Source organism: Mongoliitalea lutea (assembly GCF_014652135.1).
Classification (GTDB): Bacteria; Bacteroidota; Bacteroidia; order Cytophagales; family Cyclobacteriaceae; genus Mongoliitalea; species Mongoliitalea lutea.
This window is the reverse complement of sequence record NZ_BMYF01000008.1, coordinates 86914-101372: the sequence shown is the minus strand read 5'-3', so window position 1 is coordinate 101372 and position 14459 is coordinate 86914. Positions and strand designations below refer to the sequence as shown.

Below are 14459 nucleotides of genomic sequence, written 5' to 3'. Positions count from 1 at the left end.
AAAAGATGAAAAAAATTAGATTTAGAAATATTAAGTTAGGGATTGCCGCGATTGCAATTGCTGGGATCACTAGTTCCTGTGAGGTGACTGATTTGTCACCCGCAAACTTGATTCCTGATGAGGAATCTTTTGGAACTGCCGCAAGAGTTGAATCTCTTGTATTAGGAGTCTATGAAGCTGCTCAACAAGGATTCTATTTGGGTTCAGCCGGTCAGGCAGGTAGAGGATACCCATTTGGTGCTGCCAATGTACAGCAAGGTGATATGAGAGGTGAAGATATGTACAATGATCAGCTGTTTTATGAGATCACGTACATTGCTGCCCATACACCGTTCAGTGCAAACAACAATGGGATGTGGATTTCCATTTACAGAATGGTCAATAGAGCCAACATAGTGTTGGAAAGCTTGGATGCAGCATTGCAAAATGGAGTCATTACTCAAGAAGTGAGAAATACATTAAGAGGCGAAATGCTCTTCATGAGAGCATTAGGACATCATGAATTGCTAACACATTTTGCCAGACCCTACATGGATGACCCTAGTTCCATGGGTGTTCCCTACAGACGGGTAGCAATCAATGATGTTCCTTTGGTCGCAGAAAATGAAACCCTTGGAAGAACTACTGTTGGGGAGGATTATGCGTTGATTTTAGCTGATTTGAACGAGGCTGAGGAGTTACTGCCATTGACACGTAATCATGCCCGTGTAAGAAGAGGTGCCGCTATTGCTTTAAAATCCCGAGTAATGTTGCACATGGGCAATTGGCAAGGGGTAATCGATGAGCATGCAAAGTTGGCAGGAACGTATTCTTTGATGGATTCTCCAGTTACCCCGTTTAGAACAGTCAATAGTGCCGAAAATATTTTCTCCTTTGTGCATACTGCAGAATCTAATGCAGGTGTCAATGGTGCTTTACCATCCATGTATGGAAATCCTGCAAGAGGAGCACGAGGTCTTGTGAAGGTTAGCCCACTTATTTGGAGATCAGATTTTTGGCATACGGAAGATATCCGAAGAACGGAATTGACAGATAGAAATGCTGGAGGTATCTACACATTTAAATATACAGATGTTGTGACCAGGACTGACCCGAATCCTATTTTGAGATATGCAGAATCAGTTTTAAATGCAGCTGAAGCAAATGCTCGTTTAGGAAATAATTCGCTTGCTATTGAATTGTTAAATTCAGTAAGAGACCGCGCATTACCGTCCACAGTTCCTTCGTTCACAACAGCCGATTTTGCCAATACAGATGAACTGTTGACTGCAATCTTTAATGAGCGTAGAATCGAGTTCCTAGCAGAAGGTAGAAGATGGGCTGATATCCATCGTTTGTCGGGTGAAGGTAGAATGCCAGGTATTCCATTGAAGGCTACATCAAGGTCCATTACAAGTTTAGATTTTTACACAACCGATAGGGCAATTCCAACTGACCATGATTTACTGTATACAAGCAATCTATTTGTATGGCCAATTCCTATTGATGAGATTGTAAACAATAGCCAAACTCCGATTCCTCAGAATCCAGGTTATTAATTATGCTAAAAATTTAATTTTAGACTCCCTGTATATGTTGGTGCAGGGAGTTTTTTTATTGTAAACTATAACCTTTTGCTTTTCTTTTTCGTAACAATTGCTCAAGTTTTTTAAAAAAAAGGTTTTGTGTTAAGTTTTGTTAAAAAAAAATTATCTTTTCCCTAATAAGCGTATTAGTATTTAAGAAGTTTTTAGTCTTTTACTTTTTTCTTGAAATGCGAATTAAATTTTACCTAAGCTATTAAATCAAAATTTTCTTTATATATATACATCTACATCCATATGTAAATTTTCTGCTAGGTTTTGCTTTATTTCAACTTAATAGATAAAATTGAGGTATCGTTAAACCAAAAAAAATAATTATGAGGAAAGTTTTACTTCTAGGACTTGTGCTCTTGTTTGCCTCGGCTTCGGCTTTTGCACAAGGACGCGTAGTTACTGGAACGGTAACATCCGGTGAGGATGGAATGCCGATACCAGGAGCTTCAGTGGTAGTGAAAGGTACTACTATTGGTACCGCTACTGACTTAGATGGTCAGTATTCGTTAAATGTTCCACAAGGCAGTAATGTACTTGTGTTTAGTTTCGTTGGCTCCGCTACGCAAGAATTGAACATCGGGAATAGAACCGTTATTAATGCGGTTTTGCAGCCTGATGTAAGAAATTTGGAGGAGTTTGTGATCACATCTTTTGGTGATTTGAACAGAAGAGAGATTACAGGTGCAATTTCTTCTGTTAAAGGAGAAGTTATTCAGGATCTTCCTATGCAATCTTTTGACCGTGCTATTCAGGGTAGAATTGCAGGTGTTCAGATTGCTTCTGGTACTGGACAGCCAGGTGGTACGCTAAATGTTAGAATTAGAGGTGTCGGTTCAGTAAATGCTGGCAATGACCCGCTTTACATCATTGATGGTGTGCAAGTTCCTGCTGGAGGTCTTTCAGGTCAAGGATCACAAAACGCTCTTGCTTCTATTAACCCTAATGATATTGAATCAATCGAAGTGTTGAAAGATGCTGCTGCTGGTGCGATATATGGAGCTCAAGCTGCCAATGGTGTGGTATTGATTACGACCAAAAGAGGTTCCAAAGGTGCTACAAAAATTCGTTTGTCTGTGCAAGAGGGTGTTGTACAACCTTTAGGCTTGTATGATGTGATGGATGCAAGAGAACTTGCTGCTCTCAAGCGGTCTGCAATTGTTAATGCAGGTGGTTCTGCTGAATCAGCAGCTCTTACTTATGGGAATCCAGATGATCCAAACTTATTTACTAATAGTTGGGTAGATGATATTTTCCAAAATGCGAGATTAAGCATTTACGATCTTTCAATGTCAGGTGGTGATGATAAGACAACCTTTTTCTTTTCAGGTTCTTACACAGATCAGGGTTCTCAGTTAGTATCTTCCGATTATCAAAGAGCAACTGGAAGATTGAACTTGACTCATAGAGCAAATCAAAAACTAACTATCAACACTAATTTATCATTGGCTTACCAAAAAACAAATGGTGCTATTGATAGAGGTAACTTTGTTAACTCCCCATTCCAAGCTGGTTTTACTTCTAGACCTGGTATTCCTATCCGTAATGAAGATGGTACTTTCAGAGATTATCCTTCAGATCACTTATTTGGATATAACATTGCTCAAGGTGTTAGAGAGGAATTACGTTTATCGAATACTATTCAGACCGTTTCTAATATTCAGTTGAATTATCAGTTTACACCTTGGTTGTCTTTTACTTCCTTTGCAGGGGTTGATTTTTCTGATTCAAGAGATGAAAATTCAAGACCATCCACGATAGCAGCTTTCAGAGCTCAAGGTGGTTCTGCATTGTTTCAAGATAGGAGAAATGTAAACTTCAACACTAACCATAACTTCAATTTCAACAAGAAATTTAATGATGTCCATACAGTTTCTGGTATCCTTGGTTATGAATACAAAACAGAAACTAGAGAATTCATGTCAGCTAACGGTCAGGGTTTTGCAAATCCAGCTTTGAGATACCTTCAAAATGCTGCCACTCCTCTTGCTGTTAGTTCAAACTTTACTCAATTTAGAAGAGTTGGTTTCTTCTTTCAGACGAAGTATGATTACAATGATAAGTATACAGCCGATTTTGTTATCAGACGTGATGGTCACTCCAGATTCGGAAATGACGTACAGTATGGTACATTTGGTGCTGCATCAGTTGGATGGAGATTATCAAACGAAGGATTCTTAAAAGACGTTACTTGGCTTGATGATTTAAGAATGAGAGCATCTTACGGTGTTACTGGTAACTCAGAGATTCCTAATTTTGCTTCATTATCTCTTGCGGGTTCTGCGGGTCAGTACTTAGGTACGCCTGTATTGCGTCTTACTCAATTAGGTAACAACTTGTTGACTTGGGAAGAATCAGAATCTTCAAATATTGGTATCGATGGAGTTTTCTTCAATGGCCGTATTATAGCTACCGTGGATTTTTGGAGAAGAGATTCCAATGGATTGTTGTTCAATGCTGCATTGCCAATTGATTCAGGTTTTGGATCTATCTTCAGAAACTCTGGTCGTATGAGAAACCAAGGTGTTGACATTGATATACAGACAGTAAACGTTGTTGCTGGTAAATTTAGATGGACAACAGCTTTCAATGTGACATTCTTAGAAAACGAAGTGTTAGAATTGTTTGATGGAAATGACAGAATTGGTAATACTATTGTTGTTGGAAAGCCATTGAATCCAGTATTTGCTCCTGGATTCCTAGGTGTTAACCCTGCCAATGGTCGTCCTATGTACCAGGATGCTACTGGAAACTATACGTATACAATCAGAGATGCTGATATCGCAGAAAGCTATCTTGGAAGTTTATTACCAACTAGCTTTGGTGGATTTTCCAATAACTTCTCTTATGGACCTCTTTCATTAGAAATCTTCTTCCAGTATCAGTTTGGTAACTTAGCTCAAAACTCTGATTTGATCAACTTGGGTTCCACAGGTTCTGGTCCAAATAATCAGTTGAGAGATCAAGCTAATTATTGGAGACAGCCTGGTGACATGGTGTCCAATCCAAAGCCTTGGGAAGGTGGTAACAGACCAGGTGGTTCTGGATACACACAGTGGTTTACTTCGAGACAAATAATGGATGGAAGTTATATCCGCTTGAAAACCCTCACATTGGGTTATGAGTTACCGTCTAATTTGATTAGAAAAATTGGTGTGAATCAAGGTAGAGCCTTTGTTCAGGGTGTTAACTTAGCAACCTTTACTAATTTCGTTGGTATTGATCCTGAGGTTGCTGGTGTTAACGTGGGTAACTCGTTTTTCGCTGCCTTCCCTAACGCAATGCAAATTTCTGGTGGAATCAATTTGACATTCTAAATAGATATTGAATTATGAAATATATAAAATTATTTGTTGTTTCTGCCTTGATTGCAGTAAGTGCATGTACTGATGTACTTGATGTTGATCCAAGACAGTCTTTAACTCCTCAGACAGCATTTTCTGATGTGAGTGGTTATACGTCTCTTACATTCTCCATGTATGCAAGATTAAGGGATTTCGGGTTTTACGGACAAACAATGGTGCTAGCACCTGAAGCTTTGGCAGATAACCTTCTGGTGATTGCAAATACTGGACGATATGTTGGTGAGGAAGTAAATCAAGATAGATCTCATATTAATTTATGGAACCTTAACAACTGGTCTGCTATCAACGATGCTAACCTAGTTATTGCTGGAGTAGACGGAGTTCCTGGAGATCAAAATACTAAAAATCGTCTGAAAGGTGAAGCTTTCTTTGTGCGTGCCCTTGTGCATTTTGATCAAGCTAGGGTGTTTGGATATGAGCCTGGTAGAGAGGTTAATGGCTTTAATTTATCAGCGATCCTTCGAACGACTCCAACTGCTGTGTTTTCTGATGCTGACCTTCGTCCACGTTCTACTAATGTTCAAGTTTACGAACAGATAGAAGCCGATTTGCTCGAAGCAATAAATTTGTTGCCTGTTGCCAATAGAGGTTCTGCTAATGTTTATAGAGCAAATAGAGCTGCAGCTCAGGCATTGCTGGCAAGAGTTTACTTGTATTGGGGTAGAAATGATCGCGCAATCGCTTTAGCGACTGACGCCATGAGTACTGCTGGTATTGGTAATGACGGATCAGGTCTTCTTGAGGCCGAGGGATATATGACTGGTTTTAATACTTTCCCTAACCCAGAGTCTTTATTTGAGATCGAGATCAGACAAGTTGATTGGTCAACTGTGGATGGTGTTAATAACTCTGTTGCTTCATTAGCTAATAATGATTTAGCACAGGCACAGTTTGTAGTTAGTGCTTCTCAGGAGTTGATTAATAGCCATGAGCCTGGAGATGCTAGATTAAGTGCCTGGAGAGCGACTACAAGATCTGGTTTTAATGGTACTGTACACGCTTCCTTGAAGTGGAGAGGTGCAAAAGGTAATTTTCTAGAGAATTTACCAGTTCTTAGAGCTTCTGAGTTATTGCTTATCAGAGCTGAAGCAAGACAAAAGACAGGCGATACTGCTGGTGCATATAATGATATCAATGCATTAAGAAGTAAAAGAAATCTTGGTCCTCTTACTCCTGGTTTAACTGGCAATGATCTTTTTGAAGCTATTTTGCATGAAAGAAGAGTTGAACTTGCATTTGAGGGTCATAGATTCTTTGATTTGAAGAGAAATGGGTTGGATATCAGAAAACATAGAGGTCTTCCAACTGTTCCTTATACAGATTACAGAGTTTTAAGTTTCTTGCCTAATGCTCAAATTTTGCTTAACGAGAACCTTGTACAAAACCCTGGTTATTAAAATCTAAATATTTGGTATTATGAAAAATAAAATAGTTTATATATTCCTATTTCTTTTCTCTGCAGGGCTTCTAAGCTCCTGTATGGATGAGGCTGATTTCTTCAGGGTATGGGATGGTTTGGAGGTTGAATTTGATGCGTCTACCTTACCTCAAAATGGTCCTCTTGTTAACTTTGTAAGAGCGTCTAGCACGCAAACTGATACTTACAATATTCAGTTGAACCTTGTTGGAGCCCCTCAAAGCGCCCCAATCACGGTTAACTTTGAGCCTACTAGTGAGTCTACTGCTGTTGCTGGTGTACATTTCCAGCTTCCATCTACTAGTATCGTCATTCCTGCTGGAGAAAATGTAGTAAATGTTCCTGTAACAGTTCTTACTGGTAATATTGATCCTAGTGAGACTCCTAATTTGGTATTGAGAATAACTTCTGCGAGTAATAACGTGGCAGTAAGTGCCAACTACAGTCAAGTTACTGTAAGAATCAGAGTTATTTGTCCATCTGAGTTAGCTGGTGCTTACACTGCTCTTCATCAAGTACTTCGAGTAGGTGATGGTAGTGGAGGCGCTTCTCAAACTGTTAATAATGTTAACTTTGAGAATATTGTTAACCTTACCAGAACTAGTGCAGGGTTGTACAGAGTCGATGATATTTCCTTTGGGTTGTATGAAGCTGTCTACGAATTAGCATCTCCGGCTGGTTCTATTTTAGACAATTGTAATGTGATTACCGGACTTCAATCAAATGCCGATCAATTTGGTGATCCATTCATTATTTCAGGAGTAGTAAATGCAGACGGTTCATTGCTTCTTGAGTGGGGTAATACTTGGGGTGATGGAGGTACAGTGCTTCTAAGACGCCAATAATGTTAAATAAATTAAAAAAAGTGGGGCGCTGAGCCCCATTTTTTTTTAACAAAAATATATAATTGCTAGTTTAGTAGTTCAAGAATATTTTGATTCATTATGAGAGGTAAATTAAGTAAAGTAGTATCCGTTTTATTTTTTTTTCTTTATAGTTCTGCATTTGGTCAAAACGTACCAGAATCTCCTTCCATTTTGAAAGAAGTAAGGGGAAATATATTAAAAAACTTCAATCAAAAGTATGCCATTCTTTCTCCTAGTGAGGATGCTTTAAAGAGAAAAGCATCAGAATTAGGAATCCCCATGTTCATGGAGTTGGATAATGATAGGATAGCAAAACTTCAATATTTTGATGAGTTAGATCATCCTGTTTACTACACAACTTTTAATACAGCTGCTGCCGTTACAACTGGTGCAAATACACTTCAGCCAGGGGGTAGTTTGGGTTTAAATTTAACAGGGAAGGGGTTAGTTCTTGGTATTTATGATCAGACTAGACCTCGTTTGGCTCATGTTGAGTTTCAGGGAAGACTTTCTCAACCTGATGGTTCCACTGAAACTATAAGTAATCATGCTACCCATGTTTCTGGGACTATGATTGGAGCTGGGATTAACCCTGCTGCCAGAGGAATGGCGTATGAAGCTACTGGGTTATCATTTAATTGGGATAACGATGTGAATAAAATGGCTTCTAATGCTTATATCATGGGTGAGAGAAATAATGGACACATTGTATCTAATCATTCATATGGAATTATTATTGGCTGGTTTCGTAATTCAGCAGGGAATTGGGTATGGTCTGGAAATGCCAATATAAGCCCAGATGAAGATTTTCGGTTTGGATTTTACAGTTCCAAAAGCCAAGCTTTAGACGATCTTTCTTTTAGTTTACCTCATTATACGATTGTTTGGGCCGCAGGGAATGACCGAAATGATGTTGGTGATGGTACAAGGCCTGGTGATGGTCCCGCTGACACCATAGGCCCAGAGGGTGTAGCAAAAAATGTAATAACTGTAGGTGCTGTAAGTTCAGTCCCTCAATACTTAGGCCCAAACTCTATAGCTATGAGTAATTTTTCATCATGGGGTCCTACTGATGATGGTCGGATTAAACCTGATATTGTAGGTATGGGAGTTGGGGTATTTAGTGCAGCCATTTCAAATGGTGGTGAATCCGATTCTTATGCTTCATTGAGTGGAACATCCATGGCTTCTCCCAACGTAGCGGGTACTCTTTCTTTATTGCAGCAACTTTATAGAGAACGTAATGGTGGCAGATTTATGTGGTCTAGTACTGTCAAAGGTTTAATGATACATACAGCAAGAGAAGCTGGATTGTCTCCAGGACCAGATTATATTTTTGGTTGGGGTTTATTAAACGCAGAAGCAGCGGCAAAGCATATTTTAGAGGATGATGGTGTCTCAACAATTACAAGGGAGGGTGTTCTTTTAAATAACGAAACCTTTACATATGAATTTCTTTCTGATGGTATTGAACCTATACGAATTACTGTTGCTTGGACAGATCCTGCGGGTGTTCCTTCACCAGCTTCCTTAAATCCAAGAGATTTAAAATTAGTGAATGATTTAGATTTAAGAGTATTTGATGATGCTGGTAATGAGTTTTTTCCTTGGAGCTTAGATCCAACTAGAGGACCTTCAGGTCCTGCGGTAAGGAATCAGGACAATTTTAGAGATAATGTTGAGCAAATTTTAATTGATAATCCTCAACCAAGAAAATATACTTTAGTCTTGTCACATAAAGGCAGTTTAGTCAACCAAGCCCAAGAATACTCATTGTTGTTTTCTGCATCTTTGCAAGAAGCTAATTCTGAAACCCTATATTGGATTGGTTCTGATTCGGATTGGGATAATCCTTCAAATTGGTCATTTACGCTGGGAGGTCAATCTGCTAATATGGTTCCTGGAGAGGGTTCGAGAGTTATATTTGAAAATACAGGAAATCTGGAATTTACAGGTTTTACAAGTGATAAAAAAGTATTCAGTTTAAATACTTTTGGGAATTCCAATGTAAGTATAAATTTAAATGGTCAATCAATTCATGTGACAAATGGTGTTAGGTTTTCAGCAACGAACACTTTGGTGTCGAATGGAGAAATTATATTTGAAAACGAATCTCAAAATCAACAATTCATTTCTTTTACCAACACCGAGTTTAAAGATGTGAAAACTGTCTTTTCTAATGGTAATTGGGGAATGATCGATTATGGTTTACTAGATCATGTGGTGGTAAATGGTGGAACTGTATCTTTCCCTCATGGACTTTTGAATGTAAGATCTTTTGAAGGTATTAGTGGCTCTTTAATTGGAAATTTGAGTCAAATTAAATTCCAAGAAAATCTCTCCATTTCGAACCAGACGGTTTTGAATAGAGACCTTGACTTTACTTTTGCAGGTAAGGAAGTGAGAGGTGAAATAGTGATATTGAACAGTACTAGAACTTTTAGCCTTACGGTTGCTAGTGGTAACTTAGATGTTGAGAATGTCCCTGTGTTAAAAGTTTTAAATGTAGGTGCGGGAGGTATTAATATCAAACAGACAATTCTCACATCAGATCAAGTTCGGCTTACTTCGGGAGCCATTGTGAATTTTGAAGATAGTGAACTTTTGATTAGAGAGAATTGGGAGGTAAACGCTTCTTCAGATAATATGGTATCTATAATTGCTTCGAATTCAGGTATTGTTAGATATCTTCCTTATTCAAGGTTATGTACGGATTTCGTAACAATTCAAAATGTTGACCTTCTTGGAGATGCTGTTGTGAATGTTGGTCTTAATTCAATTGTAACTAATTCTGATAATTGGCTTACATTGAATTGTGATGATGTCTTGTTTGCAAACTTCACATCTACGTTCTTATGTGCAGGAGGTTTTAGCACCTTTTCAAGTACGAGTCTCGGTACACCTACAGATTATACTTGGCTAATTAACGGAGAAGTTCAATCTTCGGAAGAATTTTTCTCCTTTACATTTCCGAGTCCTGGTGCTTACGAAGTCACACTTATAATTAGATCTCAAGAGCAAGAGGTTTCATTGACTTCTTCGGTTGATGTTTTACCAAATCCGCTTAATCAACCATCAATAGTGATTAATGGAGATTTGTTGACATCTTTGCAACCTGCAGAATCTTTCCAGTGGTATTTAAATGGACTTCCTATTCAGGGAGCTACTGCAAGGTCAATTACTGCGAATGAGTCTGGGCTTTATCAAGTTGCAATAATTTCGGGAGGTTGTAATCGGATTTCAGAACCCGTTGTAATTTCATCAATTATCAACAATGAACCTCAACTAAGTAAGTTTGGCATATTTATTGGTCCCAACCCTACAGAGGGGAGATTGACGATTACCCTATCAAATAAATATTACGGTCTTGTTGAAGTTCATTTAGTTGATAGTGCTGGAAGAAAAATTAATGGAAATACTTTTAATAAACAGGAAGATTTAGTTAATTTATTGCTTGAAATAAATCAGCCTCAAGGAATATACCTTGTTTTTATTCAAATGGGTGATCAAATGTTTACAAAAAAAATTATAAAAAAGTAAAATGAAAAGTTTATTATTGTCGTTATTGTTAGTTGTTTTAGTGAGTTTAAGTGCATTTAGCCAAATTGCCAATTTAAACCTTAACGGTGCTCCGGCTAGGTTAAATGCCTATAATAATATAGATGGAAGCCCATATCTATTTGAGCAGTGGAAAAATGCTGGTTTATTTGATAAAAACGGTAAGCTTTTAAAAGAAAATGTATCGTTGAAAATTAATACATATGAGGATGAGCTAGAGATGTTGACAGATTCAGGAAATAGAATATTTCTTGATAAAACATTGATTTCTTCCGTCACTATGGATGCCATGCTTGGTGAAGCGGAAAGAGTTGCTGGAGCTTTGAATGTTTTAACTTTCAAAAAAGGTTTTAGTAATATAAATGGAGTCAATGAAGATTCATTTATTAATGTGTTGTCTGAAGGTGATGCTTATACAGTGGTTCGTAGATTCAAGACTAATTTAGTAGAGCCTCCCAGAAACAGTTATACACCAAACCCAGGTAAATCATTTATTATGGATGAAACCTTTTATTTGATCAATAGCAATAGTGAGGTCTCTTCATTTAAAAATCGTTCAGCGTCTGTTTTAAAAGCTTTAGATCCGGATGACAAAATTCTAGCGAAAAACATTATCAAGAATTATAAATTAGACGTTTCCAGAGATGATCATTTAAAACAACTTTTCGATTATCTTAACGAAGAGAAAAAGTAACTGCTCTTTTTTGGAAGGTCTAGTAAAATAGCTGTTATAATATGAGAGTTGTAAACTTGAATATTTATTGCAATTGTTTTTTCTTACTTTTGCCATTCAATTGAATGATTGATGGTACACGTTTGTAGAAAAGAGCATTTTAATGCTGCACACAAGCTTTGGAATCCGAATTGGTCCGAAGAAAAAAATAAAGAAGTATTTGGTCCATGTGCAAATGTCAACTGGCATGGGCATAATTTTGAGTTGATAGTTACTGTCAAGGGTTTGCCAGATCCGGAAACTGGATTTGTTGTGGACTTGAAAGATCTTAGCAAATTGATCAAAGAGTTGATCATCGATAAGGTGGATCACAAAAACCTGAATCTCGATGTGGACTTTATGACTGGTAAGATGGCTAGCTGTGAAAATTTGGTCATTGAGTTTTGGAAGATATTGGCTCCTGCAGTAAATGCCATTGTACCTCATGGGAGTTTGCATAAATTGACCTTGTATGAAACCCCTCGTAATTTCGTTGAATATTATGGAGAGGGAGCTTAAAAAAGCAATTATAAAAGGAGACAGTTAGGATGTCTCCTTTTTTTATTTTCTTTGAGATATGAAATACTATCTGATTTCTGGAGAACGAAGCGGAGACCTTCATGCATCGAATCTGATTCGCTCCATTTATTCAAAGGATCCTCAATCGGTATTCAAGGGAATGGGAGGGGATTATTCCATTGAAGCAGGGTTGAATGCCAGCGTTCACTACCAGGAAATTGCTGTCATGGGGTTTTTAGAAGTTCTTTTAGGCTTTCGGAAAGTGCTTTACTACCTTTCCCTAGTCAAAAAAGACATAGAAGCTTTTCAGCCGGATGTAGTGATTTTGGTAGATTATGGAGGATTTAATATGAAAGTAGCTGCCCATGCCAATAAACTTGGCATAAAGGTTCACTACTACATCCCACCTAAAGTATGGGCTTGGAATCAGGGGAGAACTAAAAAACTTGCTGCTATTACGGATGCTGTTTACTGTATTTTGCCATTTGAAGAGGAGTTTTTTCAAAAATTCGGAATTAACGCATCCTATGTTGGGAATCCATTGTTGGATGAAATTCAGAAGTTTGAGCCACATCCCTTTTTCTTTCAAAAAAACGACTTGAGTTATCAGCCAATAATTGCCTTGCTTCCCGGGAGTAGAAAACAAGAGGTGCAGGCCATGTTAGGAAGAATGATTGAAATAGTCAAACGTTTCCCAAATGCTCAGTTTGTGATTGCAGGGGTAAATAACCTTCCTGAAACAATTTATGCACCTGCTAAGAAGGCAGGTATCCGGATTGTGGTGAACCAAACATACGATTTGCTCAAACATTCAGTGGCAGCCATTGTTACTTCAGGAACGGCCACCTTGGAAACGGCCTTATTCCGGGTTCCTCAGGTGGTAGTGTATAGTACGAGTGCGATTTCCTATCATATTGGGAGGCGTCTTATTCGGGTTCCCTTTATTTCATTGGTTAATCTTATCGCTGGGAAAAAGGTCGTTACGGAACTTATTCAAAATGAATATTCCGTCGATAGATTGACAGAAGAATTGAACCGTATGCTGAGTAATGTGCAGGTAAAGGCTGCTATTTACGAAGGCTATGATTTGATACAGGAAAAAATAGGAACCCAATCAGCCTCCGATCGTACAGCTGAATTGATCATGCAAGCGCTGACTAATCCCTCTTAAAACATTGAAACAATAGTTCTATTGAATAGTTGTATGAAAACAATCAACCCAAAAGAAATCAGTACACAAGAACTGCATGGTTATCTCCTTGGAGCAATAAGCCCTCGTCCAATAGCTTTTGTAAGTACCATTGATAAAGACGGACAAGTGAACTTAAGTCCCTATAGTTTTTTTAATATTTTCGGATCTAATCCGCCAATTTTGATTTTTTCTCCTGCTCGCCGTGTTCGTGACAATACTACTAAGCATAGTTTGGAAAATGTATTAGAAGTCCCCGAAGTAGTAATCAATATTGTGGATTATGCCATGGTGGAGCAAATGTCATTGGCTAGTACAGAATATGAAAAAGGCGTTAACGAGTTTGTAAAGGCAGGATTAACAGAAGCACAATCAACCATGGTCAAGCCTCCAAGAGTAAAGGAGTCACCTGCTGCTTTTGAGTGCAAGGTGCTGCAGGTAATTCCTACAGGGGAAGAAGGTGGTGCAGGGAATTTGGTGATATGTGAAGTCGTGCTAGCGCATTTTCAAGATCATATCTTTGATGAAAAGGGAAAGATTGACCCTTTTAAAATCGATACAGTTGCCCGCATGGGAGGGGATTGGTATTGCAGGGCGAATGGTGATGCGCTGTTTGAGATTGAAAAGCCCGTACGAAATAAAGGGATTGGAGTAGATGCGATTCCAGCGCATATCAGATTATCTGTCGTGTTGACAGGTAATCATTTGGGTAAATTAGGAAATGTGGAAACGCTTCCTTCTGCTGAGGCAATTGCAGCCCGCGCTGCTAGTCCAGCCATTCAGGATTTGAAATTGCGCTTACAGCAGGATGAAGAGGGGTATTGTTATCATTTGCATTTGCTTGCCAAAGATGCTTTAGATGCAGGGAGGGTTCAAGAAGCTTGGGAGATTCTCCTCCAAAAATAGATCTCTCGCAGATTAAACGGATTTTGTGGATTTTACACAGATTGGAGGGAGGTTCAAGTCCTCTGGCACACTCGGTGCGGATAGACTTGAATCTTTGATTTTTTGATGGCTTCAGATTGAATAAACCTCACACTGACCCTTATTTCACGCCACGAGTGCAGCGATTGGTCGCCACGCTCGCAAAGTGGGTTGTCCACAGATTTCGCAGATTAAAACGAACAGTCTCTTAAGCCTCATATGCCGAGTCTATATTCTTGATTCTTGTCTCTTGCTTCTACCAGTTGTCCACAGATTTCGCAGATTACACAGATGAAGGGGGCTTTCAAAGTAAATTGATCGTTTGAACCTGAAAG

9 protein-coding genes are annotated in these 14459 nt (G+C 38.5%); all 9 read left to right on the top strand.

Translation table 11 applies throughout. From position 1 onward, the window contains the following. Positions 1-5 precede the first annotated feature (5 nt). The 9 genes from IE080_RS08050 (at position 6) to IE080_RS08010 (ending at position 14106) form a co-directional block, all read left to right on the top strand. Entirely contained in the window at positions 6-1538 is a 1533-nt protein-coding gene (locus IE080_RS08050) for a RagB/SusD family nutrient uptake outer membrane protein (RefSeq protein ID WP_189580416.1), read from the top strand. Positions 1539-1900: 362 nt separating this feature from the next. After that, positions 1901-4891 (top strand): SusC/RagA family TonB-linked outer membrane protein, encoded by a 2991-nt coding sequence (locus tag IE080_RS08045; protein WP_189580414.1) that lies wholly within the window; start codon positions 1901-1903, stop codon positions 4889-4891. Between the two features lie 14 nt (positions 4892-4905). Then, positions 4906-6336, top strand: a complete 1431-nt coding sequence (locus IE080_RS08040) for a RagB/SusD family nutrient uptake outer membrane protein (protein ID WP_189580412.1) — start codon at positions 4906-4908, stop codon at positions 6334-6336. Positions 6337-6355: 19 nt separating this feature from the next. Continuing rightward, entirely contained in the window at positions 6356-7201 is an 846-nt protein-coding gene (locus IE080_RS08035; RefSeq protein WP_189580410.1) for a BT_2262 family domain-containing protein, read from the top strand. Between the two features lie 99 nt (positions 7202-7300). Further along, positions 7301-10762, top strand: coding sequence for a S8 family serine peptidase (locus tag IE080_RS08030; protein ID WP_189580408.1), 3462 nt, complete (start codon positions 7301-7303; stop codon positions 10760-10762). A 1-nt stretch (position 10763) separates the two neighbouring features. Further along, positions 10764-11474 carry a hypothetical protein gene (locus tag IE080_RS08025; protein ID WP_189580406.1) on the top strand — a complete coding sequence of 237 codons (711 nt, stop codon included), beginning with the start codon at positions 10764-10766 and terminating at the stop codon, positions 11472-11474. 111 nt (positions 11475-11585) lie between these two features. Further along, a complete protein-coding gene (locus tag IE080_RS08020; RefSeq protein ID WP_189580404.1) occupies positions 11586-12011 on the top strand; it encodes a 6-pyruvoyl trahydropterin synthase family protein in 426 nt (141 codons plus the stop codon). 58 nt (positions 12012-12069) lie between these two features. After that, positions 12070-13182 (top strand): lipid-A-disaccharide synthase, encoded by a 1113-nt coding sequence (lpxB, locus tag IE080_RS08015; RefSeq protein ID WP_189580402.1) that lies wholly within the window; start codon positions 12070-12072, stop codon positions 13180-13182. A gap of 33 nt (positions 13183-13215) precedes the next feature. Further along, a complete protein-coding gene (locus tag IE080_RS08010) occupies positions 13216-14106 on the top strand; it encodes a flavin reductase family protein (RefSeq protein ID WP_189580400.1) in 891 nt (296 codons plus the stop codon). The last annotated feature ends 353 nt before the right edge of the window (positions 14107-14459 follow it).